The 23315-nt window shown below is 70.0% G+C and carries 19 protein-coding genes; 11 read left to right on the plus strand and 8 right to left on the minus strand.

What is annotated here, in order from left to right; all coding sequences use genetic code 11:
• Window positions 1–145: 145 nt before the first annotated feature.
• Window positions 146–586 (minus strand): septum formation family protein, encoded by a 441-nt coding sequence (locus F8O04_RS06380; protein ID WP_188726235.1) that lies wholly within the window; start codon window positions 584–586, stop codon window positions 146–148.
• Between the two features lie 19 nt (window positions 587–605).
• Window positions 606–1118: a septum formation family protein gene (locus tag F8O04_RS06385; RefSeq protein WP_188726234.1), complete on the minus strand. Its 513-nt coding sequence runs from the start codon at window positions 1116–1118 to the stop codon at window positions 606–608.
• A 116-nt stretch (window positions 1119–1234) separates the two neighbouring features.
• Here F8O04_RS06385 and F8O04_RS06390 point away from each other — a divergent pair, with 116 nt between their 5' ends.
• Window positions 1235–2764 (plus strand): MFS transporter, encoded by a 1530-nt coding sequence (locus F8O04_RS06390; RefSeq protein WP_188726233.1) that lies wholly within the window; start codon window positions 1235–1237, stop codon window positions 2762–2764.
• On the opposite strand, the gene F8O04_RS06395 is transcribed toward F8O04_RS06390, so the two are convergent.
• The 3 genes from F8O04_RS06395 to aroA are packed head-to-tail and all read right to left on the minus strand — an operon-like array spanning window position 2761 to window position 6231.
• Window positions 2761–3579 carry an inositol monophosphatase family protein gene (locus tag F8O04_RS06395; RefSeq protein WP_158028439.1) on the minus strand — a complete coding sequence of 273 codons (819 nt, stop codon included), beginning with the start codon at window positions 3577–3579 and terminating at the stop codon, window positions 2761–2763. The two genes, F8O04_RS06390 and F8O04_RS06395, sit on opposite strands and share 4 nt — an antisense overlap.
• A 54-nt stretch (window positions 3580–3633) precedes the next feature.
• Window positions 3634–4776 (minus strand): ribosome small subunit-dependent GTPase A, encoded by a 1143-nt coding sequence (rsgA, locus tag F8O04_RS06400; protein WP_158028440.1) that lies wholly within the window; start codon window positions 4774–4776, stop codon window positions 3634–3636.
• A 27-nt stretch (window positions 4777–4803) separates the two neighbouring features.
• Complete coding sequence (aroA, locus tag F8O04_RS06405; protein ID WP_158028441.1) at window positions 4804–6231, minus strand: 3-phosphoshikimate 1-carboxyvinyltransferase; 1428 nt, start codon at window positions 6229–6231, stop codon at window positions 4804–4806.
• Window positions 6232–6458: 227 nt separating this feature from the next.
• Here aroA and F8O04_RS06410 point away from each other — a divergent pair, with 227 nt between their 5' ends.
• Window positions 6459–7148: a sigma-70 family RNA polymerase sigma factor gene (locus F8O04_RS06410; protein ID WP_158028442.1), complete on the plus strand. Its 690-nt coding sequence runs from the start codon at window positions 6459–6461 to the stop codon at window positions 7146–7148.
• A complete protein-coding gene (locus F8O04_RS06415) occupies window positions 7145–7408 on the plus strand; it encodes an anti-sigma factor family protein (RefSeq protein ID WP_158028443.1) in 264 nt (87 codons plus the stop codon). Before F8O04_RS06410 ends, F8O04_RS06415 begins: the two co-directional genes overlap by 4 nt.
• Window positions 7409–7534: 126 nt before the next feature.
• Here the strand turns inward: F8O04_RS06415 and F8O04_RS06420 are convergent, their stop codons facing one another.
• Window positions 7535–11311, minus strand: a complete 3777-nt coding sequence (locus F8O04_RS06420) for a multifunctional oxoglutarate decarboxylase/oxoglutarate dehydrogenase thiamine pyrophosphate-binding subunit/dihydrolipoyllysine-residue succinyltransferase subunit (protein ID WP_158028444.1) — start codon at window positions 11309–11311, stop codon at window positions 7535–7537.
• Between the two features lie 203 nt (window positions 11312–11514).
• Between F8O04_RS06420 and guaB1 the strand changes: the two genes are divergently transcribed.
• From guaB1 to F8O04_RS06445, 5 genes are all read left to right on the plus strand, one after another.
• The gene (guaB1, locus tag F8O04_RS06425; protein WP_158028445.1) at window positions 11515–13011 is read left to right on the plus strand and encodes a GMP reductase; all 1497 of its coding nucleotides are present in this window, start codon (window positions 11515–11517) and stop codon (window positions 13009–13011) included.
• Window positions 13012–13215: 204 nt separating this feature from the next.
• The gene (locus tag F8O04_RS06430; RefSeq protein WP_158028446.1) at window positions 13216–14613 is read left to right on the plus strand and encodes a hemolysin family protein; all 1398 of its coding nucleotides are present in this window, start codon (window positions 13216–13218) and stop codon (window positions 14611–14613) included.
• Window positions 14606–15673 carry a hemolysin family protein gene (locus tag F8O04_RS06435; protein ID WP_158028447.1) on the plus strand — a complete coding sequence of 356 codons (1068 nt, stop codon included), beginning with the start codon at window positions 14606–14608 and terminating at the stop codon, window positions 15671–15673. Before F8O04_RS06430 ends, F8O04_RS06435 begins: the two co-directional genes overlap by 8 nt.
• 4 nt (window positions 15674–15677) lie before the next feature.
• Window positions 15678–16691 carry an ADP-dependent NAD(P)H-hydrate dehydratase gene (locus tag F8O04_RS06440; protein ID WP_158028448.1) on the plus strand — a complete coding sequence of 338 codons (1014 nt, stop codon included), beginning with the start codon at window positions 15678–15680 and terminating at the stop codon, window positions 16689–16691.
• Window positions 16688–18013, plus strand: coding sequence for a glycosyltransferase 87 family protein (locus F8O04_RS06445; RefSeq protein WP_158028449.1), 1326 nt, complete (start codon window positions 16688–16690; stop codon window positions 18011–18013). The genes F8O04_RS06440 and F8O04_RS06445 overlap by 4 nt, the downstream gene beginning before the upstream one ends.
• Here the strand turns inward: F8O04_RS06445 and metX are convergent.
• Together metX and F8O04_RS06455 are read right to left on the minus strand one after the other, a co-directional pair.
• Window positions 17960–19171 carry a homoserine O-acetyltransferase MetX gene (gene metX / locus F8O04_RS06450; protein ID WP_158028450.1) on the minus strand — a complete coding sequence of 404 codons (1212 nt, stop codon included), beginning with the start codon at window positions 19169–19171 and terminating at the stop codon, window positions 17960–17962. The genes F8O04_RS06445 and metX overlap by 54 nt on opposite strands.
• A 170-nt stretch (window positions 19172–19341) precedes the next feature.
• The gene (locus F8O04_RS06455; RefSeq protein ID WP_229741668.1) at window positions 19342–20649 is read right to left on the minus strand and encodes a bifunctional o-acetylhomoserine/o-acetylserine sulfhydrylase; all 1308 of its coding nucleotides are present in this window, start codon (window positions 20647–20649) and stop codon (window positions 19342–19344) included.
• Between the two features lie 262 nt (window positions 20650–20911).
• On the opposite strand from F8O04_RS06455, the gene F8O04_RS06460 reads away from it, so the two are divergent.
• Genes F8O04_RS06460 through F8O04_RS06470 form a run of 3 tightly spaced genes read left to right on the plus strand, consistent with a single transcriptional unit; the run spans window position 20912 to window position 23303 of the window.
• The gene (locus F8O04_RS06460; protein ID WP_158028451.1) at window positions 20912–21727 is read left to right on the plus strand and encodes an SDR family NAD(P)-dependent oxidoreductase; all 816 of its coding nucleotides are present in this window, start codon (window positions 20912–20914) and stop codon (window positions 21725–21727) included.
• Window positions 21724–22581 carry a type 1 glutamine amidotransferase family protein gene (locus F8O04_RS06465; RefSeq protein WP_158028452.1) on the plus strand — a complete coding sequence of 286 codons (858 nt, stop codon included), beginning with the start codon at window positions 21724–21726 and terminating at the stop codon, window positions 22579–22581. The genes F8O04_RS06460 and F8O04_RS06465 overlap by 4 nt, the downstream gene beginning before the upstream one ends.
• Window positions 22581–23303: a uracil-DNA glycosylase gene (locus F8O04_RS06470; protein ID WP_158028453.1), complete on the plus strand. Its 723-nt coding sequence runs from the start codon at window positions 22581–22583 to the stop codon at window positions 23301–23303. Before F8O04_RS06465 ends, F8O04_RS06470 begins: the two co-directional genes overlap by 1 nt.
• Window positions 23304–23315 lie beyond the last annotated feature (12 nt).

Raw genomic sequence — 23315 nt, forward strand, 5'->3', positions numbered from 1 at the left:
CGTTCTCCCGGTGACGGCGGCGGCACGGTCGAGCCGCGGGTGGAAACGTACCGCTCATGCTAGCCGCCGGTATGCCGCCGCTCATCGCACCAGCGTCGTGCCCGCCTCCACCTCTCGGGGGACACGCGGGGGAGAGGAGCCCGGGTCACGCGGCGGCTGAGCCGCCCCTCGCCGCTCCGTCGGCCGGCATGACGACGCAGACGACTGCGCGGTCGTCTTCCGTCATCCAGCTGTCCTCGGTCGGGCCCAGGAACATCGAGGCGTAGTCGGCGTTCTGAGACACCGGCTGTCCGGTGAAGACCTGAAACTGTTCGTCGCAGACCTCGTTCGCCCTGCGCTGGACGACGTCGTCACCGGGGAACGTGTCGCCGTCGAGCTCCTCGACGTGGTGCGCCTCGAAGAGGTGCTCCGCGGAGCAGTCCGGGTACACGAGCGCCGTCGTGAACTCCGCGTCGGTGTCGAAGCAGTCCCCCGCCTCGAGTTGGGTGATCGGCTTCTCCACGGGGCTGGTGTCGGCGGCCTGCGCGCAGCCGGCGAGCGCCGCGCCGGCTGCGGCGACGGAGACGGCGGTCGCGAGGGTGCGCACGGCGCGAGTCCGGCCCCCGTCACGCACCCGACTCGCCTCCGTTCGCGGACGAACCGCTCCACGGAAGTCCGCTGAGGCTCGTCGCCATACACATGATCTTGCGGTCATCGAGCTCGTTCCACGTTCGCTCCGACGGCACGATGAACTGGAAATCGAAGTCGGAGGTCGTCCACGATTCGCCGACGTACTCGACGAAGGCGGGCTCGCAGAACGCCGCGGCATCGGCATCGAGCTGGTCCTGCCCGGGGAAGTCACCGGCGGGCAGCTCAGTCTCGGCGTAGGCCTCGAACATGTGCAGGACCTGGCACGACGAGTACCTGAGCGCCTCGCCGTCCGCCAGATTCGTCGGGATGTCGAAGCAATCACCGACGCGGAGGTCGAGGAAGTTCGTGGGCACGCCGTCATCCGGCCCTGCCGTGATGGGCGTCCCATCGGGGGAGGGGCCACCGTCACCCACCGCTCCCGAGCATCCCGTCAGCAGGACAGCGGCTCCGAGCACCGCGAACAGCGGCCCAGACAGCGGTCGTGGCACGTGGCCTCCTCGTTGGTTCGCCGACATCGTATCGGTGACGAGTTCGCTCGGTTCGCCGATTCGCGTACGGCGGGGCAGACTGGGTCGGTGGTGGAGCGCGGAGAGGAGTCGTGGGCGTGACCGGTCGGAGAAGAGACACCCGGTGGACCGCCTTCGGCGTCTGCGCCGCCGTGGCGGTCCTGACGATCCTCGACATCGCCAAGGTCAACGTCACGCTCGGGCCGATCCAGCACACCCTCGGCGCAACGAGTTCGGATATTCAACTCATCGTCGCGGGCTACGTGCTCGCCTACGGCATCGCGCTCGTCCCCGCCGGCCGGCTCGGTGACGTCTGGAACCGCCGCGCCCTGTTCCTCATCGGCCTCGTCGCGTTCCTCGCCGCGAGCCTCGTGTGCGCGCTCGCGGTCTCGACCCACATGCTCATCGTCGGCCGGCTCCTGCAGGGCGTTGCGGCGGGCATTCTCATGCCGCAGGTCCTCGGCCTCGTGCAACAACTGTTCCGCGGCCCCGAACGTGGCCGGGCGTTCGGCGTGTTCGGCGCGGCGATCGGCGTCGGCACCGCTTTCGGCCCCACGATCGGTGGTCTGCTGATCGGCGCGTTCGGCGACGAGCTTGGGTGGCGGTGGACGTTCGGCATGAACGTTCCCCTCGCGATCGTGCTGCTCGGCTTCGCCTACTGGCTCACGCCGCGCGACCAGGTGCGGAGGCCGGGGCAGCAGCTCGATCTCGTGGGCACCTCACTCCTCGCGCTCGCCGTCACGTCATTCATGCTGCCGTTCGTCCTCACGACGGGCGGTGACGACGACCACCCGGCGCGGTGGGGGTTCCTCGCGCTCGGCGCCGCGCTCGTCGCGGCGTTCCTGTGGTGGGAGCGCCGCTACCTGGCGGCCGGCAAGACGCCGGTCGTCGATCTGAACACGTTCCGCCTGCCGTCGTACCGGTACGGCGTCATCATCGTCACGCTGTTCTTCGCGGCCATGCCGCCCGTGTTCCTGCTGCAGACCCTGTTTCTCATGAACGGCCTCGGTCACGAGGCCGTCGTCGCCGGCCTCACCTCGGTTCCGTACGCGATCGTGTCGGCGATCGCGGCGGCCGCGCTCGGACGGTACTCGCACCGCTTCGGCGCGACGCTCGTGACCATCGGCACGACGGTCTACTTCGCCGGGCTCATCGGCCTGCTCGTCTGCACGCAGTTCGTGAGCCGCGACCTCATGCCCGTCGCCCTCGCCACGGTGTTCGCCGTGAGCGGCGCAGGCGCCGGAGCCTTCATGGGATCGAACCAGGCGCGGATGCTGAAGCACATTCCGGTGACGCAGGCCGGCATCGCGGGCTCGTTCTCTCAGGTCGGGCAGCGCATCGGCAACGCGATCGGCGTCGCGATCGCCACCAGCATCTACTACTCGGTCTCCGCGTCGACCGGCAACCACACGGGCGCCGCGCGCGAGGCGGTGGGAGCCGGTCTGATCTACGCGCTCGGGGTCGTGGTCATCGCCCTCGTGTTCGTCATCATCGACAACATCGGGGCCGTGCGGCGTGCCGGCACCGACACGGCGGCCGTGCAGATCACCGACCGTGCCCTGCTCGGCGACGCGGGGCACTCGACTCCGACGGGCGGCATCGAGGTGCAGCCCGAGCCGAAGGACTAGCGCGATGGACGAAGGAGCGCGACGACCTCGTCGTGCAGGTGGCCGTTGGTCGCGATCGCCGAGCCGTGCCAGGGGCCGTCCTCACCGTCGACGCTCGTGAAGCGGCCACCGGCCTCGACCACGATCGGCTCGAGCGCCGCCATGTCATAAGGCTTGAGGTCGAATTCTCCGGCGACCTCGAGCGCGCCCTCGGCGACGAGCATGTACGACCACATCTCGCCCACGGCACGGGTGCGGGTGACGCGGCGGCTGAGGTCGACGAGCTGGTCAAGTCGGCCGGCCTCGTCCCAACCCTTCAAGCTGTTGTAACTGATCGACGCCTGCGCGAGGTCGTCGATCCTCGAGACGTGGATGCGCCGATCGGTCGCGGTGTTCTGATCTGCGAGATCGTCGTCGGTGTATGCGCCATGGCCGGATGCTCCCCACCAGCGACGGTTGAGTGCGGGAGCGCTCACCACCCCGACCTCGGGCACACCGTCGACGGCGAGTGCGATGAGGGTCGCCCAGATCGGGATGCCGCGCATGAAGTTGGCGGTTCCGTCAATCGGGTCGATGATCCACTGGCGCCGCGTCGATCCCTGCGCTCCGTACTCCTCGCCGAGGATGCCGTCACCCGCGCGTGCCACGTCGAGGCGTTCGCGGAGGACGCGTTCGACCTCGCGGTCGGCGTCGGTGACGTGCGTCCGGTCTTCTTTCTCATACACGCCGAAGTCGCGAGCGTGGAACGCGCGCATCGAGACAGCGTCGGCGATGTCGGCCAGCTCCCGTGCCAGCCGCAGGTCAGACGAAATGGAGTGCAGGAGTTCGCGGGCCACGCTGCGAGCCTAGCCGCCGCGGGTTCCGGGACGGTGAGCCTCGCCGGCTGCCGGTCAGCTCCGCCACTCGTCCTCGGCGGTCTCGAGCGACACGAACAAGCGGCGCAGCGATTCGAGGCGATCGGCCCCGCGAGCATCCAGTCTTCCGTCGCGCACCGCCTCGTCGAGCTCGCAGTCGGGCGCGTCGACGCGGTGGGTGCATCCGCGGGGGCAGTCGTCGGCGATCGCCGCAAGGTCGGAGAATCCCCGAAGCACGCTGTCGTGCGAGACGTGTCCGAGTCCGAACGAGCGCACCCCGGGGGTGTCGATAATCCACCCGCCGCGGCCTCGGGCGTCAACGACGGGCAGGGCCACCGACGACGACGAGGTGTGCCGCCCCCGGCCAGTGACATCGTTCACGCGGCCGACCTCGCGCTCGGCGTTCGGCACGAGCAGATTGACGATGGTCGACTTTCCCACGCCCGAGTGGCCTACGAGCACCGTCGTGGTTCCCGCGATGGCGCTTCTGAGTTCGTCGACGGGGGCCGCGGCTCGCTGCGATTCGAAGATCGGCACGCCGAGCGGCTCGACGAGGGCCCGCAGCTCATTGGCCGCCTTCAGGTCGGTCTTCGTCAGCAGCAGCATCGGTTCGATTCCGGCGTCGAGGGCGGCGACGATGCAGCGGTCGATGAGCCGAGGCCGGGGCTCCGGGTCCACGGTCGCGGCGACGATGCAGAGCCGGTCGGCGTTCGCGACGATGACGCGCTCGATCTGATCGGTGTCGTCGGCGCTGCGACGAAGCAGGGTCTTCCGGTTGTGGATGCGCACGATGCGTGCGAGCGTGCCGGGCGCGCCCGTGACGTCGCCCACGAGATCGACGACGTCGCCCGTCACGATCCGCTGGCGACCGAGCTCGCGGGCGCGGGCAGCCGTGACCGCTCGAACGCGCTCGGACGCCGCCCCGGCGCCGTCGCGCGTGCCCGCGCGATCGGCGGCGAGGCCGGGCACGGTGTCGACCGACACGGGACGCCCGTCGTCGGCGACGAGCACGGTCGCGCGCCCGCGGTCGACGGTGACGACGAGTCCCGGGATCGCGTCGGCGTGCTCCGGCCGCTGCTTCGATCTGGGGCGGTTCGACTTGGGGTTGGGTCGAACACGGACGTCGTCCTCGTCCCAGTCGCCGTATTGCTCGAAGGCGTCGGCACGGCCGGCGGTCATGTCGCGGCCGGGGGAGTCGGGCGACCGCTACACATCGAAGGCCGCCAGGCGGACGTCGTCGCCGTCGCCGCCGGCCGACGCGATGAGGTCTCGCCAGAGCTGCGGGAACTCGGGCAGGGTCTTGGCCGTCGAGCCGATGTCGTCGATCGAGACGCCCTCGATGGCGAGTCCGATGATCGTGCCGCTCGTGGCCATGCGGTGGTCGCCGTAGGCGCTCCACTCGGCGCCACGGAGCGGTCCGGGCGCGATGTCGAGGCCGTCGTCGTGCTCCGTGACGTCGGCACCGATCTTCGTCAGCTCGGTCGCGAGCGCGGCGAGCCGATCGGTCTCGTGGCCTCGCAGATGGCCGATGCCGCGCAGACGGCTCGGGGTCGAGCACAGGGCGCAGAGCGCCGCGAGGTTGGGCGCCAGCTCACCGGCCTCGCCGAGGTCGAGGTCGACGCCGTCGACGCGGCTCCCCTGCGCGATGCCGCGTTCCTTGTGCAGCACGAGGGCACCGTCGCCGACCGAAACGCGGGCCCCGAACTGCGGCAGGATCTCGGCGAGCTGCGCGCCGACCTGCGTCGTGCGGTCGGGCCAGTCATCGATGCGGACCGTGCCGCCGGCGACGATTGCACCGATGAGGAACGGCTCGGCGTTCGACAGGTCGGGTTCGATCGTCACCTCGGCCCCGGCGATCGGCGAGCTGGGCACGCGCCAGGTGCGCTCGTCGACGCGCTCGACGTCGACGCCGCGGCCGCGAAGCGTCTCAATGGTCATGTCGATGTGCGGCACGCTCGGCAGTTGTTCGCCCGTGTGCCTGAGCGTGAGCCCGCTCCGGAACCGCGGGGCGGCGAGCAAGAGGCCGCTCACGAACTGGCTCGACGCCGACGCGTCGATCGTGAGCTTGCCACCACGCACCGAGCCCGTGCCGTACAGCGAGAACGGCAGCCGCCCTCGGTGGTCATCGCGAACCTCGACCCCGAGCGCGACGAGCGCCTCGATCGTCGTGCGCATGGGACGACGACGCGCCGCGTCGTCGCCGTCGAACGCGACGGGGCCCAGCGCCAGCGCCGCGACGGGAGGCATGAAGCGCATGACGGTGCCGGCGAGCCCGCAGTCGATCGACACGCCCCCTTCGAGCCTGCGCCTCGGCGTGATGCGAAGGTCGTCGCCGAAACGCCCCGTCCCCTCGAGGCGCTCGACTCCCGTCCCGAGCTGCCCGAGCGCCGTGGTCATGAGCTCGGTGTCGCGTGCCGCGAGCGGCCCGCGCAGGGTCGATGGGGCGGAGGCGAGGGCCGACAGCACGAGCTCGCGATTGGTGAGGCTCTTCGAGCCCGGAATCTGCACGCGCGCGTCAATGGGACCGTCGGCCACGGGGGCGGGCCACGGACCGTCGTCATGCTGCAGGGGCTCCGACTCGTCGTCGGAGCTCGTCGGGTCGACGTCGGGGCCGGAATACCGAAAGATCTCCATCGGTTGACAGAGTAGCGGGCGCCCCCGCGCCGCCGACGGCGCCGATCCGGCGCGCGGCGCCACGGGAACGGGGCGCGAGAGGAGCGAGCATGTGTGTTGCCACGTTGACGAGGGCCGATAAGGCGGTCGCGTCGGTACCCGCCGCGACCGATCCGTTCGCGGATTCGGCCGCTCGGCGCGGGTTCCCCGCCTTCTCCGCAGGCGCCGTCCGCCTAGACTCGGTCGCGATGACCGAGCATCCAGCGTCCGACACGCCGCCCACCGCCACGGACCTCCACGAGCGGTTCCAGGCCGAGGCGCTGCCCTTCCTCGACCAGCTCTACGCCGCCGCGATGCGCATGACGCGCAACCCCTCCGACGCCGAAGATCTCGTGCAAGAGACGTTCGTGCGTGCCTATGCGGCGTTTGAGCGCTTCGAGCAAGGCACCAACCTCAAGGCGTGGTTGTACCGCATCCTCACCAACCTCTACATCAACGACTATCGCAAGCGACAGCGACAGCCCTACCAGAACCCGCTCGAGGAGCTCGAGGACTGGCAGTTGGGGGGCGCCGAGTCGACCACCTCGCATTCGCGCGTGAACCGATCGGCCGAGGCCGAGGCGATCGACCGAATGCCCGACTCGAGCGTCAAGACGGCCCTCCAGGAGCTTCCGGAGCACTTCCGTCTCGCGGTGTTTCTCGCAGACGTCGAGGGATTTCCCTACAAGGAGATCGCCGACATCATGGCCACCCCGGTCGGCACGGTCATGAGCCGGCTCCACCGAGGGCGGCGGATGCTGCGCGAGCGGCTGACCGACTACGCGCGCAGCCAGGGCATGCTGCGTGATGAGTCGGATGCGGCCGGTTCGGCATCCTCGGCGCCCGCCGACGCCCGCGCAGGCACCACGACCGACCACGAACACGGAGGGAAGCGATGAGCGACTGTGGCTGTGAGAAAGCTATCGAAGAGCTCGGCGAATACCTTCACCACGAGCTCTGCGCCGAAGACGAGGCGACCGTGCGCGAGCACCTGGCGAATTGCCCGAGCTGCCGCGAGGAGCTGCGCGTGAACTCGGCGCTCATCGAGTCAGTCCAGCGAGCGTGCCGGGAGCGCGCTCCAGAAACGCTCCGCCTGCAGGTGCTTGCGGCGCTCGCGGCGTCGCCCGACCGCCACGCGCCCACGACGCCGGCGCCCTGACGCGGCCGCGGCGTTCCGCGCGGCCGCGGCGTTCCGCGCGCCCGCCGCATCCCGCCCGCATCCGGTCGCCCGCGCGGGCCCGGACCGGCCGGAAGGCGCGGACCGTCACCACGCAGCGGTCGGCACCTAGCCGAGGATCTTCTCGAGGAGTTCCTGCTGCTGGCGCGTGTGCGCCTTCATGTTGCCAACAGAAGGCGCCGACGACTCGGGGCGGGCGACGCACGAGATCGTGCGGCCCTCGAGACGAGGGGCGAAGTTCATGCGGATGAACGGCCAAGCGCCCTGGTTCTCGGGCTCGTCCTGCGCCCACACGATATCGGCGTTCGGGTAGGTCGCGATCACCTCGTTGAGTTCTTCGTGCGGCAGAGGGTAGTACCGCTCGAGGCGGACGAGCGCCGTCGAGGTGTCCTGACGCTTCTCCAGCTCGGCACGGAGCTCGTAGTGCAGCTTGCCCGAATGAATGATGACCTTTCGCACCGCGTCATGGTCGAGCGAGCGAGCGTCGTCGATCACGGGGCGGAATCCGATCGAGGTGAAATCGTCGAGCGGCGAGACGGCGCTCCGCAGCCGGAGCATCGACTTGGGCGTGAACACCACGAGCGGTTTGCGCGGGCGAGCGTAGGCCTGATTGCGCAGCAGGTGGAAGTACGAGGCCGGTGTCGATGGCTGGGAGATGATCATGTTGTCTTCCGCCGCGAGAGTGAGGAAGCGCTCGATGCGGGCCGACGAGTGGTCGGGGCCCTGCCCTTCGTAGCCGTGCGGAAGCAGCAGCACGACGCTCGAACGCTGGTTCCACTTCTGCTCCGACGACGAGATGAACTCGTCGATGATCGTCTGCGCGCCGTTGGCGAAGTCGCCGAACTGCGCCTCCCACAGCACGAGCGAATCGGGTCGCTCGACCGAGTAACCGTATTCGAAGCCCAGCACCGCGAACTCGCTGAGCAACGAGTCGTAGATGGAGAGACGGGCCTGGTCGTCGGCGAGGTTCTGGAGCGGGATCCAGTTCTGCCCGTTGACGCGATCGTGGAAGACCGCGTGGCGCTGCGTGAACGTGCCTCGGCGCGAGTCCTGGCCCGTCATGCGCACGGGCGTGCCGTCGAGGAGCAGCGAACCGATCGCGAGCAATTCGGCGTACGCCCAGTCGACGTCGCCCTCGGCGCTCATCTTCGCGCGCTTCGACAGCACCGACTTGAGCTTGGTGTGGACGGTGAATCCGTCCGGCGGCGACGCATGCGCCTCGCCGATCGTCCGCAGCACGTCGGCCGAGACGGCGGTCTCCGGCTGCAGCTTCGACTCGTCCTCGCCGGATCCGACTGCCTTCAGCTCGCTTGCCGAAATCGGCGTCGACTCGGTTTGCGCCTGGTGCGTCTCGGCGAACGCGCGCTCGAGGCGCTCCTGGAAGTCCTGCTGCGCGCGCTCGTACTCCTCCTGCGTGATGTCGCCGCGGCCGACAAGCGCCTCGGCGTAGAGCTTGCGGACCGAGCGCTTGGCCTCAATGAGGTTGTACATGAGCGGCTGCGTCATCGACGGGTCGTCGCCCTCGTTGTGACCGCGGCGGCGGTAGGAGATGAGGTCGACGACCACGTCGCGCTTGAAGCGCTGTCGGTAGGCGAAGGCGAGTTCCGCGATGTGCGCGACCGCCTCGGGGTCGTCACCGTTCACGTGGAAGATCGGCGCCTGGATCGCCTTGGCGGCGTCGGTCGCGTACATCGAGGTCCGGGCGTCGCGCGGGGTGGTCGTGAATCCGACCTGATTGTTGATGTTGACGTGAATCGTGCCGCCCGTGCGGTAGGCGCGGAGCTGGGACATCTGGAAGGTCTCGAAGACGACGCCCTGCCCTGCCATGGCCGCGTCACCGTGTACCAGGATCGGCAGCACGGCATCCCGACCATCGTCGGTGCGGTCGAGCTTGGCGCGCACGATGCCCTCGAGCACGCCGTCGACGGCCTCGAGGTGCGAGGGGTTCGCCGCCAGGTAGACGGGGATCGTGGCGCCGGAGCCGGCCGTGAACTCGCCCGTGATGCCGAGGTGGTACTTGACGTCGCCGGAGCCGGTGCGGCCGGAGCGCGGGGCGACGCCCTCGAACTCGCGGAAGATCTGGCCGTACGTCTTGCCGGCGATGTTCGTGAGCACGTTGAGGCGGCCGCGGTGGGCCATGCCGATCGCGACCTCGTCGAGGCCCTCTTCCGCCGCACCCTGGATGATGGTGTCGAGGAGGGCGATGACCGACTCGGAGCCCTCGAGCGAGAAGCGCTTCTGGCCGACGTACTTGGTCTGCAGGAAGGTCTCGAACGCCTCGGCCTCGTTGAGCTTGTTGAGGATGCGCACCTGCTCTTCGTGCGTCGGCTTCTGGTACGGGTGCTCCAGCTGGTCCTGGAACCACTCGCGCTGTTCCGGGTCCTGGATGTGCATGTACTCGATGCCGATGGTGCGGCAGTACGTGTCGCGGAGGATGCCCAGGATCTCGCGCAGCTTCATCTGGCGCTGATCCTTGCCGCCGAAGCCCGCCGTCACGAACGTGCGCTCGAGATCCCAGAACGTGAGCCCATGGGTCTCGATCTCGAGGTCGGGATGTGTGCGCTGCACATACTCGAGCGGATCGATGTCGGCCATCATGTGCCCGCGTACGCGATACATGTTGATGAGCTGGTGCACGCGCGCCGTCTTGTTGAGCGCCGCGGCGAGGTCGACGTGCTCGTCTTGCGTCCAGATGACCGGCTTGTACGGAATGCGGAGGGCCGCGAAGATCTCCTGATAGAAGTTGTGCCCGCCCGTGAGGTGCTCGTGCACGATCTTCAGGAACTCGCCCGAGCCGGCACCCTGGATGACTCGGTGGTCGTAGGTCGACGAGAGCGTGATCTTCTTCGAGACGGCCAGGTCGTTGAGCGCCTCTTGCGACATTCCCTGGTAGGCCGCCGGGTATTCGAGGGCCCCGGCGCCGATGATCGCGCCCTGGCCCTTCATGAGACGGGGCACCGACATGAGCGTTCCGATGCCGCCCGGGTTGGTGAGCGAGATGGTCGTGCCCGCGTAGTCGCCACCGGTCAGCTCATTGTTACGGCCGCGCTTGATGAGATCTTCGTAAGCGACCAGGTACTCGCGGAAGTTGAGGGTTTCGGCCTGCTTGATACTGGGGACCACGAGTGCGCGCGTGCCGTCGGGCTTCGGCACGTCGATCGCGATACCGAGGTTGATGTGCTGGGGCACGACGATCGAGGGCTTGCCGTCGATTTCGTCGTAGTACACGTTCTGGCTCGGGAACTTGATGAGGGCCTTGACGATGGCCCAGCCGATGAGGTGGGTGTACGACACCTTGCCGCCGCGAGTGCGGCGGAGGTGGTTGTTGATCACGATGCGGTTGTCGATCATGAGCTTCGCGGGAATCTCGCGGTAGCTCGTCGCGGTGGGGATCTGCAGCGAGAGATCCATGTTCTTGGCCAGCGCCTTCGCGAGCCCCTTGAGCGGAGAGACCTCGTTTTCCCGCTTCGGCTTCGGTGCGGTGGATGCCGCCGGCGCGTCCGCGGGAATCGGCTTTGGCTGCGCGGGTGCCGCCGTGGTCTTCGACTGCTTCGCCGAAGCCGGCTTCGAGGGACGCTCCGCAGCGGCGTCGTTGGTGGCCGCCGGCGTTTCTGGAGCCGGCTTCGACGACGGCTCCTCGTCCGTGGGCGCCGCGTGCTCCGCTGACGGCGTCGGCGCTGACTCGGTCGGGGCGGAGGGGGCTGACGTTGCCTCCGGCTGGGAGCTCGGGCCTGCCTCGCCGCGCTCGTCGGCGACCCTCTCGAGCGTCGGCCACCACGCCTCGTCGACGGAGTGACGATCTTGCGTGAACTTCTCGTACATCTCGGCGACGAGCCAGTCGTTCGCTCCGAAGTCGGTGGTGTGGTCGCCGTTGTTGCTCGACACTGTCGAATCGCCGCCTTAACTCTTCCGTGTGCGCGTGGAAAGCGGGGGCCGTCTGGTCTTCGGCTGCCCACGTTGATCCAGTCGAACAGCCTAGCCCCGATCGATGTCCGCTTGCGCTTCGCAAACTCACCCGACCCAGTTTGAAGCGCACCGGCGCGGCGCGGACGGTGAACAGTGCCCGTCGCGCCTTCTACGCTGGACGCATGAAGTTCATCGGCCCGCGCCCGGCGCACGACCTCACCTACTCTGACGTCTTCCTCGTGCCGAGCCGCTCCGACGTCGGCTCCCGCCTCGGCGTCGATCTCTCGACCGACGACGGTACGGGAATGACGATGCCGATCGTGGCCGCCAACATGAACGCGGTCTCCGGTCCCCGCCTCGCTGCGGCGATGTCGCGTCGTGGCGGGCTCGCGGTGCTGCCGCAGGATCTCGACGAAGACGCGGCGTTCGCGGGTGTCGCCTGGGTGAAGTCTCAGCACGTCGTGTGGGACACGCCGTTCGAGGCGCGCGTCGACGAGGAGGCGTCGCAGGTGCTGCGGCGCGTGGTCCCCGTACGCGGCGCCGGGGTCGTGGTCCGCGACGACGCAGGCGCGGCGGTCGGCGTCGTGGAGGCGGCGAGACTCGCTCGCGTACCGGCCGACGCTCGGATCGGCGACGTCGTCGGGATCCGCCCACCGGTCACGGTGGATGGCGACGACCTTCTCGAGGCGATCGGCGCGGCGGCCGCCGGCGAGACCGCGGCCTCGCGCGTCGTGCCGCTCGCGCGAGCGGCGTTCGATCGTCTCGTCGAGCTCGACGCGGAGTTCGCGCAGGTCACCGAGGGCGGTTCCATCGTCGGCACGATCAGCCGCAACGGGGCCATGCGCGCCACCATCGACCCGCCCGCGCTCGACGCCGCCGGGCGCTTGCGCGTCGCGTGCGCCGTCGGCGTGTCCGGTGCCATTGAGGAACGAGCGCGCGGGCTCGTCGAGGCGGGCGCCGACGTGCTCGTGCTCGACACCGCGCACGGCCACCAGGGTGCGATGCTGCGGGCCATCGAGCGGGTGCGCGAGGCCGACCTCGGCGTGCCGATCGTCGCCGGGAACGTCGTGATGGCCGATGGTGCACGCGACCTCGTGTCGGCCGGCGCGGACATCGTCAAGGTCGGGGTGGGGCCCGGCGCCATGTGCACGACACGCATGATGACCGCGGTCGGGCGCCCCCAGTTCTCGGCGGTGCTCGAGACGGTCGAGGCGGCGCGCGAGCTGGGCGCGGCCGTGTGGGCCGACGGCGGCGTGCGGTACCCGCGCGACGTTGCGCTTGCGCTCGCGGCCGGGGCATCCGCCGTCATGATCGGATCGTGGTTCGCGGGCACCGCGGAGGCTCCTGGCGATGTCGAGGTCGACGACGACGGGCGCCTGTTCAAATCGTCATTCGGCATGGCCTCGACGAAGGCCGTGCGCGATCGTTTCGCCGACCTCGACCCCTATCAGCTCGCGAGGAAGGAGCTGTTCGCGGAGGGGATCTCATCGTCGCGCATCCTCATCGATCCGCTGCGCCCGAGCGTGGAAGACCTGCTCGACATGATCACGACCGGCGTGCGTTCGTCGTGCACCTACGCGGGCGCGAGCGACCTGGCCGAGTTCCGTGCGCGGGCGCGTGTCGGCGTGCAGTCGGCCGCCGGCTACGAGGAGGGCAAGGCGCTGCCGGTCTCGTGGTGAGCCGGCCCGCGTCGGCGTCGCCCGTACGACGCGACCACGCGTCCGCCGCGACATGCCGCACTCGGCGTGGTGTCGTGTCGGTCTCGTATACTTCCGCCCAATCATGGACGAACATCATCATCGCCGCTCGATTCCTCCTGATCCGAACCTGGTCGCTGCGCTCACCGCAACCGCCGCACGAGTGAAACTGCCCGGCGCCGCCGCGTGAACGAATGGCTCGGCCTCGCCGTCGGCATCCTGCTGACGTTCGGCACCGGCGTCTTTGTCGGTGCCGAGTTCTCGCTCGTCAATCTCGACCGCAACGAGCTGGAACGCAACCGCGATCGCGGGGAGAAGCGCCTCACCCCCGTCATCAACGCCCTCAAGCAGACCTCGACGCACCTGTCGAGCGCCCAGCTCGGCATCACTCTCACGACCCTCCTCACGGGGTACACCCTCGAGCCGGCCATCACGTCCCTCCTCAGCGATGCGCTCATCGCCGTCGGCATTCCCGAATCGATGATGCGCGCCGTCGGCGCCGTCATCGCGATCGTGCTCGCGACGTTCCTCTCGATGATCGTCGGCGAGCTGATCCCCAAGAACTGGGCCCTCGCCATTCCCAAGGCGTGCGCAAAAGTGGTCGTTCCACTGCAGAACGTCTTCACGCTCGTGTTCAAGCCCGCCGTGCTCGTCCTCAACGGGAGCGCCAACTGGCTGATCCGCCGGTTCGGCATCGAGCCGAAGGAGGAGCTCTCGGGCGCACGCACGGCGGAGGAGCTCTCGTCGCTCGTGCGGCGGAGCGCGGTCGTTGGCCTCCTCGAGAGCGACAAGGCGGTGCTGCTCAGCCGCACGCTCCGGTTCTCGGAGCACTTCGCGACCGACGTCATGACGCCGCGTCCCCAGGTGCGCGCGATCGACGTCGGCGACACCGTGCAGGCGCTCATCGAGCTTGCCGCATCGAGCGGCCATTCGCGCTTCGTCGTAATCGAGGACGGCGACATTGATGACGTCGTCGGCATCGCCCACGTCAAGGCCGCGGTCGCGGTCCCACCGGAACGCCGCGCCCGTGTTCCGGTCGGGGCGATCAAGCAGGACGCGCTCTTCGTGCCCGAGACGATCGCGCTCGACGCCCTGCTCGGGGAGTTGCGGGGTGGCTTCCAGATGGCGGTCGTACTCGACGAGTACGGCGGCACCGCCGGCGTGGCGACCCTCGAAGACCTGGTCGAAGAGATCGTCGGCGAGCTCGACGACGAGCACGACGCGGCGCGTCCCGCCCGCGTGACGACGGCATCTGAGTTCCGTCGCAACGGGATCGCGCGGTTCGACGCGATCCTGCGCCCCGACGAGCTGCGCGACCAGCTCGGCGTCACGGTTCCCGAGGACGGGCCGTACGAGACCGTTGCCGGGTTCATCGTCACCGAGCTCGGCCGTATCGCGGTGGTCGGCGACCGCGTCGAGGTGCCGCAGGGTGTGCTGGTGGTGGAGGCGATGGACGGGCGCCGTATCGATCGCGTGCGCTTCGAACGTGCCGCCGCGGTGCCCGCAGGCGCTGCCGGCGGGTCGGGCGGCGACCGCGAGCCTGCTGCACGGCGCGGTGGGAAGGCGGTGAACGGTCGTGGCTGAGACGGGCGGATTCGAAGAGTACTGGGTCGGGATCGTCTGGCTCGTCGTGCTGCTGCTCGGCAACGCCTTCTTCGTGGGCGCCGAGTTCGCCGTGATCTCGGCGCGCCGATCGCAGATCGAGCCGCGTGCCGAGCGCGGCGAACGCGCGGCCAAAACCACGCTGTTCGCCATGGAACACGCGACGCTCATGCTCGCGACGAGCCAGCTCGGCATCACGGTCTGCTCGCTGCTCATCCTGAACGTCTCGGAGCCGGCGATCCACCACCTGCTCGAGATCCCGCTCGGTCTCACTGGACTCTCGGCTGAGATGATTTCGGGCATCGCGTTCGTGATCGCCCTCATCGTGGTGACCTACCTGCACGTCGTGCTCGGCGAGATGGTGCCGAAGAACATCTCGTTCTCGGTGCCCGACCGGGCCGCCCTCATCCTCGCTCCGCCGCTCGTGTTCGTGTCACGGGTGTTCGCGCCCGTGATCTGGCTGATGAACGCGATCGCGAACAGCGTGCTGCGCGTGTTCGGCGTCGAGCCGAAGGCCGAGGCGACGAGCGCGTACACCTTCGACCAAGTTGCCGGTATCGTCGAGCAGTCCAAGCGCGAGGGCCTGCTGAAAGACGTGACCGGAACACTGACGAACGCATTCGAGTTCACGGCGAAACGGGTCGGCGAGGTGGCGGTGCCGGTCGAGGAGCTCCGGACGCTGCCGCCCGGTGCGACACCGGCCGACCTGCAGCGCGCCGTCGCCGCCTACGGGTTCTCGCGGTACCTCATCGAGGGCGACGACGGAGCGCTGCAGGGCTACGTGCACCTGAAGGACGTGCTCGACCTCGAGGGCGATGCCTACGAGCAACCGATCCCGCCAGAGCGCATCCGCCCGCAGATCTCGTTCTACGTCGGCACCGCTCTGGAAGACGCGCTTGGCGGCATGCGGTCACTGCACGCGCACGTCGCCCCCGTCTTCGACGCCCGTGGCAGGGTGGCGGGCGTGCTCTTCCTGGAGGACATCATCGAGGAGCTGGTCGGCGAGATCCGCGACGCGTCAGTGCGCGAGACATGGAATTGACGCCATGACCTCGAGCGCATCGGCCGGACGCGAGGAGCGCGGGACGCCCGAGCAGGTCGCCATCACGCCGGCCGACGTGCGGCGGTGCCTGTTCGCCCCACGTCGAGACGACGACAAGTACCGCCGCGGGGTCGTCGGCCTGTGCACTGGCTCGTCGGAGTACCCCGGCGCCGCCCGGCTGGGTGCCGAGGCCGCGGCGCGATCGGGTGCCGGCATGGTCCGGTACCTGGGGCCGGAGGACGTGGGCGCGATGGTTCTGCGCGACCGGCCCGAGATCGTGCTCGGTGAGGGCCGTGTCGACGCGGTCGTTGCGGGCAGCGGCACGAGCGACCTGTTCGAAGCGTCGGCGAAGGGGCGCGCGCGATTCGTGCTCGATGCGCTCACGGGCGGCACACCGGCCGTGCTCGACGCGGGAGCGCTCGGGATCGTCGGGCGTCGGGGCGGCCAGGGCAGCCATCGCCCTCCGCTCGAAAGCGCGGTCATCACGCCGCACGCTCGGGAGCTCGCCAGGCTCGCACCGCGCGTGCTCGAGCTCGGCGGCGGCCTCGGCGACCTCGACGAGGCCGATCTGAGCGAGCGGGTCGCCGCCGACCCGGTCAGGTGGGCGGTCGCCGTGGCCCGCGAGTCCGGAGCGACGGTCGTGCTCAAGGGCGCCACGACGGTGATCGCAGCGGCCGACGGTTCGACCTGCTTGCGTGTTGGCGCGCCCACGAGCGTGCTCGCGACCGCCGGCACGGGCGACGTGCTCGCGGGCGCGATGGGTGCGCTGTTCGCGGTTGCGGCGAAGCGGGCGCCGCATGAGCGCCCGCCCCTCGCGCACCTCGCCGCAGCCGCCGTGTGGGTGCATGGCCGCGCCGCCATGCTCGCGTCGCTGCGCACGGTGCGGCCCGGGGCCGCCGCCGAGCTCGTGATCGGCGCGGAAGCGGATCCACGCTCCAGTGCGCCCGTCACGGCGATGTCGGTGGCCGCCGCGGTCCCCGCCGTGATCGGGGCGATGCTCGACATCGGTGCAGAGTGAGGCCACGGCCTCCGGGGCGCCGCGCCCCCCGTTCGCGGCACCCGCTCGCCCGACTCGAGGTGCCCGCGCTGTGGGCGTGCTTCCTCGCCGTGCACGCCGTGCTCGGCGTCATCAACATCACCTCCCCGACGAATCCGTTCGGCGATGTGACTGTCGTGTACCACGAGTGGGTCGCTGGCGTCTTCGCCGGCCGTATCCCCGCGATCGACGTCGAGTGGGTCTATCCGGTCCTCGCGATCGCGCCGATGCTCGCCGCAGCCGGTATCGCATCGGCGATCGCGCCGGTGTTCGATCCCTCCATCGCGGACGGCGTCGTGTTCGGCGTCGGCTGGCTCGTGGTTGTCGCGACCGTGACGGCACCGCTCCTCGCGTGGCTGGCGTGGACTCCGCGCCGTCGCGAAGCCGCGTGGTGGCTCCTGGCGCTCACGGCTGCGCTCGGACCGATCTCGACGGGCCGGATCGACGCGATCACGCTGCCTATCGCCGTCGCGGGTATGGCGCTGTTGCGCCACCGACCCGCGGTTGCCGGCATGGTCCTCGCCATCGGCGCGTGGGTGAAGATCTGGCCGGGCGCGATCTTTCTCGCCGCGCTCGCGGGCCGCGGCAACCGGCTGTTCCTGATCGGCGGCGGGGCGATCGTGACGGGCGCGATCCTGACCGCGGCGTCGCTCGCCGGCGGATGGCCGGCCGTGACCTCGTTCGTGACGGAGCAGACGGGGCGGGGGCTGCAGATCGAATCGATCGCCGCGACGATCCCGATGGTGTTCGCCGCCGCGGGTGACCAGCGGTTCGCCGCGGGATACGACACCGAGATCCTCACGGTGCAGATCACGGGACCGGGCATGGACCTGCTCGCGACCGCGACCACGCCGGTGATGCTGCTCGCGATCGCGGTCACCGGTGCCCTCGGGCTGCTCGCGCGTCGCGCCGGAGCCTCCATGACACGGATCGTGCCGCCCCTCGCGCTCGCGCTCGTGCTCGTGCTCATCCTGACCAACAAGGTCGGCTCGCCGCAGTTCGTCGTCTGGGTCATCGCGGTCGTCGTCGCGTGGCTCGCGTGGGATCCCCGCCGGGCGCGCGTGAGCGCGGTCGTCACCCTCGCGATCGCCGCCGCCACGCAGCTCATCTATCCGTGGAACTACCCGCTCGTGATGTCGCCGAGCGCGTTCGGCGTCGGGCTGCTCCTGTGCCGCAACCTGCTGTACGTCTCGCTGTTCGCGCTCACCGTCTGGGAGCTCGTGCGGGTGTGGCGTTCCGCGCGAAGCCGCCTACGTGCGGCCGAGCATGGCCCGGATCGCGTCACCGACGTGGTGGAGTTCTAGCAGGAACCCATCGTGCCCGTAGGGCGAGTGGATCTCGAGCGCACGGTCTCCCGTGAAGCTGTTGCGCACTCCCGCCGCGATGCGGTGCTGCCCCTCGAGGGGGAAGAGCTGGTCGCTGTCGATGCCGATCACGAGTGTCGGCGCCGCGATCTCGCCCAGCGCCCGCTCGACGCCGCCGCGGTCGCGGCCGACGTTGTGGGAGTTCATGGCGTTCGTGAGCACGATGTAGCTGTTCGCGTCAAAGCGACGCGTGAATCGGTTGCCGTGGAAGTCGAGGTAGGACTCGACGGAGTAGCGGCCGCCCTCGCTGCCCGGGGCAAGATTGGACTGCCACGACCGGCCGAATCGGTCGTTGAGCTCGTGCGTCGATCGGTAGGCGAGCATCGCGAGCCGCCGAGCGAGGGCGAGTCCGCGGTGCGGCCCGAAACCCGCCGGCTCGTCGTAGTAGTCGCCGCCGTGGAAAAACTGGTCGAGCCGGATCGCGTCACTCTGCAACGTGTTTTGGGCAATGGTCTGCGCGTCCAGGAGCGCGGGCGCGCTCAGGACGATCAGCCTCGCGACGCGCTCGGGCAACATGATTCCCCACTCGAGCACGTGCATGCCGCCCATCGAGCCGCCGATGATCGCTGCGAACCGTTCGACCCCGAGCTCGTCGGCGAGCGCGGCCTGCGCGCGCACCTGATCCCGGATCGTGAGGGCGGGGAACTTCGAGCCGTACTCGGTTCCGCTCGCGTCGAGACTGGACGGGCCGGTTGAGCCCTGGCATCCGCCGAACATGTTCGGCGCGACGACGCAATAGCGGTCGGTGTCGAGGGGCAGACCGGGCCCGATCAGACCGGGCCACCAGCCCGCCGTCGGATGCCCCGGACCGGCGGATCCCTCGACGTGCGAGTCGCCCGTGAGGGCATGGCACACCAGGATCACATTCGAGCGATCCTCGTTGGGTTCGCCCCACTGCTCGTACGCGAGCCGCAGCAGCGGCACCCTCCCGCCGAGCTCGACCTCGAACTCGCCGAGCCAGGCGAAGCGCCGATGCCCGGGAGGGTTGCCGTCGCGCCAGGCGCCGCTGGCGGGAGGGCGCAGCGATGCCGCCCGTACCTCATCGGGCCCGATCGGGCTCTGGTGCCCGGGCGAATCGTCGTGTCCTGACCAGCGCATAACCCCACGAGCCTACGCGGCGCGCGCCCGTGCGCGGGAATCGCGTGTCGGCACCGCGTCGTGCGGGTCGAACCGTGCGAGCAAACGCAGCGGCGCGCATCCGGTGCGTCGGTCGCGCGGTGGCGACCAGGGCATCCGGATGCGCGCCGGCAGCGCGAGCGGGCGCTCGGCTATTCGTCGTCGCCCGAGGGGGCGATCGCCCGCTCGAGGCCCTGCTCGAGGTCGGCGATGAGGTCGTCGACGTGCTCGATGCCGACCGACAGGCGCACCAGGCCGGGCGTGATGCCTGACTGCAGCAGCTGCTCCGGGGTGAGCTGCGAGTGGGTCGTCGAGGCCGGGTGCACGATGAGGGAGCGCACGTCACCGATGTTGACCAGGTGCTTGAACAGCTCGACCGACTCCACGAGTCGCCGGCCGGCGTCGATGCCGCCCTTGAGCTCGAACGAGAGGATGGCGCCAGCACCCTTCGGCGCATACTTCTGGCCGAGGTCATACCACGGGCTCGACGGCAGGCCAGCGTAGTTGACGCTTGAGACGCTCTCGTGAGCCTCGAGCCACTCCGCGACCCGCTGCGCGTTGTCGACGTGCCGCTCGACGCGGAGGCTGAGGGTCTCGATGCCCTGGAGGATCTGCCACGCGCTGGCCGGCGCGATCGACGCACCGATGTCGCGCAGAAGTTGCACGCGCGCCTTGAGGTGGAACGCGTTCTCGTTGCCGAGCGCGCCCGTGTAGCTGAGCCCGTCGTAGCTGGGGTCGGGCTCGGTGAGGCCGGGGAAGCGGTCGACGTGCTCGGACCACGGGAAGGAGCCGCCGTCGACGATGACGCCGCCGATGACGGCGCCGTGCCCACCGAGGTACTTCGTCGCCGAGTGCACCACGATGTCGGCGCCGTGCTCGAGGGGACGGATCAGGTAGGGCGTCGCGATCGTGTTGTCGACGATGAGCGGCAGTCCCGCCTCGTGCGCCACGTCCGCGACCGCCGAGATGTCGAGGATGTTGACGGCCGGGTTGCCGATCGTCTCGGCGAAGAACAGTTTCGTGTTGGGGCGGACGGCGGCCCGCCACGCGTCCGGGTTGTTCTGGTCTTCGATGAACGTCGTCTCGATGCCGAGGCGCGCGAGCGTGTACTTGAAGAGATTGTAGGTGCCGCCGTAGATCGAGGTCGACGAGACGATGTGGTCGCCCGCCCCAGCGATGTTCAACACGGCGAAGGTCTCGGAGGCCTGCCCGGAGGCGAGGGCGAGGGCGCCCGTGCCGCCCTCAAGCGAGGCGACGCGCTGCTCGAGCACCGCCGTGGTCGGGTTGGTGATGCGCGTGTAGATGTTCCCGAGCTCGCGGAGGGCGAAGAGGTTCGCCGCATGCTCCGAGCTGTTGAAGACGTATGACGTCGTCTGATAGATCGGCGTCACGACGGCGTTGGTCGTGGGATCGTCCTGGGCGCCGGCGTGCACCTGGCGAGTCTCGAAGTGCTGGGTCATGTAGGCTCCTGCGTCGTCGCTGGATCTCGAGCGCGTGCCCGAGTTCATGCGGTGGTGATCGGTGACGTGCGAGTGCTCCGCGCCGGATGCACGGGTGCGGGGACGCGAGCGCACCGCCAAGTCTGTCGGTCGCGACATCCGGTGGCAACCGCGGGCGGAACACGGCGTCACGCACGAGACCCGCATCGGGTCGCGAGTCGGCACGGCGCGCCACCGGTCGGGGCCTCGGCGTGTGCGGCGCCGTCGTGCCAGCATGGGAGTCATGACGCATTCAGCACCCCGACGCGCGCTCGTGACGGGCGCATCCAGTGGCATCGGCGCCGCGACGGCGCGCGAACTCGCGAAGCGGGGGTGGAACGTCGTCGGCACGGCTCGCCGGGCCGACAGGCTCGAGCGGTTGGCGGCCGAGACCGGCATGACGGCGGTCGCGGCCGACCTCACGAGCGACGACGACGTCACTCGGCTCGTTGAGCGGGTCGCTGCACTCGACGGCGGGCTGCAGGCCCTCGTGCACGTCGCGGGCGGAGCGATCGGCGCGGAGAGCGTCGAGCAGGGATTGCTCGACGACTGGCGGGTGATGTACGAGACCAACGTGCTGGCGACAAAGCGGCTCCTCGAGCAGGTGCTGCCGGTGCTGCGGGCGGGAGCGACCGCCGACGCCGCGGGGTTCGTCCACGCCGACGTCGCGGCGGTCACGTCCACCGCCGCAACGGTGCGCTACCAGGGTGGCGGCGGGTACAACGCCGCCAAGGCTGGCGAGGCGGCGCTGCTCGAGGTCATGCGCCTCGAGCTCGTGGGCGAGCCGATCCGCGTCATCGACATCGCGCCCGGGCTCGTGCACACCGACGAGTTCGCGCGGGTGCGGTACCGCGGCGATGATGCCGCCGCGGAGGAGGTGTATCGGGGCGTTGACCATCCGCTGACCGCGGGCGACGTGGCAGTGACCATCGCGGTTGCGCTCGAGCTGCCCGGGCACGTTGTGCTCAACCGCGTCGAGCTGCGCCCTGTGGCTCAGGCGGCACAACACGTGCTGCACCGGGGGCCCCTCGCGGTGCGCGTGGAGGGGGAGCGGTCGTGACGATCGTGCTTTCGGGCGGCGGACTTGCGCGGATCGACCCGGACGTGGATGCCGAGGACACGCTCGGTCTCACGGGCGACGGCATTGCCGCATCGATCGCCAGGTTCGTGAGCTTCGCGCGCGCGCACGCCGTCGCCGCCGAGAAGTCCGCCGCACGCATCGCCGTCGTGGTCGCGGGGCCCGAGCGCCGCGCCGCACAGCAGGCCGCCGAGTGGCGCGTCCGGCTTGAGGCCGTCGAGGGCGACGTGCGTGCCGCGGCGGCCGAGCCGGAAGGCGACCCCGTCGACGGGAGCGCCGCGGGTGAGCTCGCGCTCGAGATTCGAACGATCGTCTACCCTCGCCGGCACCGCGAACCGGCGACCGAGGCGCTCGACGTGAAGCCGCTGCTCGCGATCGACGGCCTGGTCGTCGGCGACGGCGTGGCGTTCGACTACCTCTGCGCGCTCGGCGGCAGGGCAGTCGACGTGCGACGACTCGTCACCGAGGGCGTCGCGTATTACGGGCACGGCGCCGGTGCCGCCATCGCCGCCACGAAGGCCATCGTCGGCGGTACCGAGATCGGCGGTGTCCCCGTCTGCCCGCTCGACGCCGACGACACCGGCCCTCGGGAGATCGAGATCGAGGCGGGGCTCGGGCTGGTCGACCTCACGATCGAGGTGCGGGCGTCGGGGCAGGGCACGCTCGGCCGCGCGATCGCCGCGGTCGAGTCGGGCCTCGTCGATGCGGCGATCGCGATCGACGAGGACACTGCCGTGGTCATCAAGCCCGGCGATCTCGGCATGATCGGCACGGGAAGCCTCTGGCAGATCATGCCTGGTGAGCGCGGCGTCAACGTTGGCACGGTGCGCGTCTGATGGGCGCACGGCCCCTTTCCGAACTCGTGGACGCGGGCGTGATCGACGCGGGCTGGGCGCAGGCGCTCTCGCCCGTCCAGGACGACATTTCCGCGCTGGGGGAGTTCCTGCGCGCTGAGGTCGCGGCCGGTCACGGGTATCTGCCCGCCGGCGAGCACGTGCTGCGGGCATTCCAGCGACCCCTCGCCGACGTGCGGGTGCTCATCGTCGGTCAGGACCCGTACCCGACGATCGGGCATCCCATCGGTCTGTCGTTCGCCACCTCCCGAGACGTGCGGCCGATCCCGCGAAGCCTCGCCAACATCTACCGCGAGCTCCACGACGACCTTGGCATCGAGCCCGCCGCCCACGGCGACCTCTCGCGGTGGAGCGATCAGGGCGTGCTGCTGCTCAACCGCGTGCTCACGGTTCGTCCCGGCGCCCCCGGCTCGCACCGCGGGCGCGGGTGGGAGCGCGTCACCGAGGCGGCGATCCGTGCCCTCGTGGCAAGGGGCGGGCCGCTCGTCGCGCTGCTGTGGGGCAGGGACGCCGCAGGCCTCGTGCCCATGCTCGGGCAGGTCGCCTCGATCCGCTCGCCGCATCCGAGCCCGCTCTCCGCCGCTCGCGGCTTCTTCGGGTCTCGCCCGTTCAGCCACGCCAATAGGTCGCTCGAGGCGCAGGGTGCCGAGTCGATCGATTGGCGAGTCGACCCGCCCACGGGGCACGCCACCGCGAGCCCGTGACGGCCGAGAGAG

The organism is Pseudoclavibacter endophyticus (assembly GCF_008831085.1).
Classification (GTDB): Bacteria; Actinomycetota; Actinomycetes; order Actinomycetales; family Microbacteriaceae; genus Pseudoclavibacter; species Pseudoclavibacter endophyticus.

Bases quoted from the DNA above. Each gene is read 5' to 3' on its own strand.
- rsgA (WP_158028440.1), bottom strand. From the start codon at position 4,776: ATGACCGCCGGCCGTGCCGACGCCTTCGAGCAATACGGCGACTGGGAC.
- aroA (WP_158028441.1), bottom strand. From the start codon at position 6,231: ATGGAGATCTTTCGGTATTCCGGCCCCGACGTCGACCCGACGAGCTCC.
- F8O04_RS06410 (WP_158028442.1), top strand. From the start codon at position 6,459: ATGACCGAGCATCCAGCGTCCGACACGCCGCCCACCGCCACGGACCTC.
- F8O04_RS06415 (WP_158028443.1), top strand. From the start codon at position 7,145: ATGAGCGACTGTGGCTGTGAGAAAGCTATCGAAGAGCTCGGCGAATAC.
- guaB1 (WP_158028445.1), top strand. From the start codon at position 11,515: ATGAAGTTCATCGGCCCGCGCCCGGCGCACGACCTCACCTACTCTGAC.
- F8O04_RS06440 (WP_158028448.1), top strand. From the start codon at position 15,678: ATGACCTCGAGCGCATCGGCCGGACGCGAGGAGCGCGGGACGCCCGAG.
- metX (WP_158028450.1), bottom strand. From the start codon at position 19,171: ATGCGCTGGTCAGGACACGACGATTCGCCCGGGCACCAGAGCCCGATC.
- F8O04_RS06455 (WP_229741668.1), bottom strand. From the start codon at position 20,649: ATGACCCAGCACTTCGAGACTCGCCAGGTGCACGCCGGCGCCCAGGAC.
- F8O04_RS06460 (WP_158028451.1), top strand. From the start codon at position 20,912: ATGACGCATTCAGCACCCCGACGCGCGCTCGTGACGGGCGCATCCAGT.
- F8O04_RS06470 (WP_158028453.1), top strand. From the start codon at position 22,581: ATGGGCGCACGGCCCCTTTCCGAACTCGTGGACGCGGGCGTGATCGAC.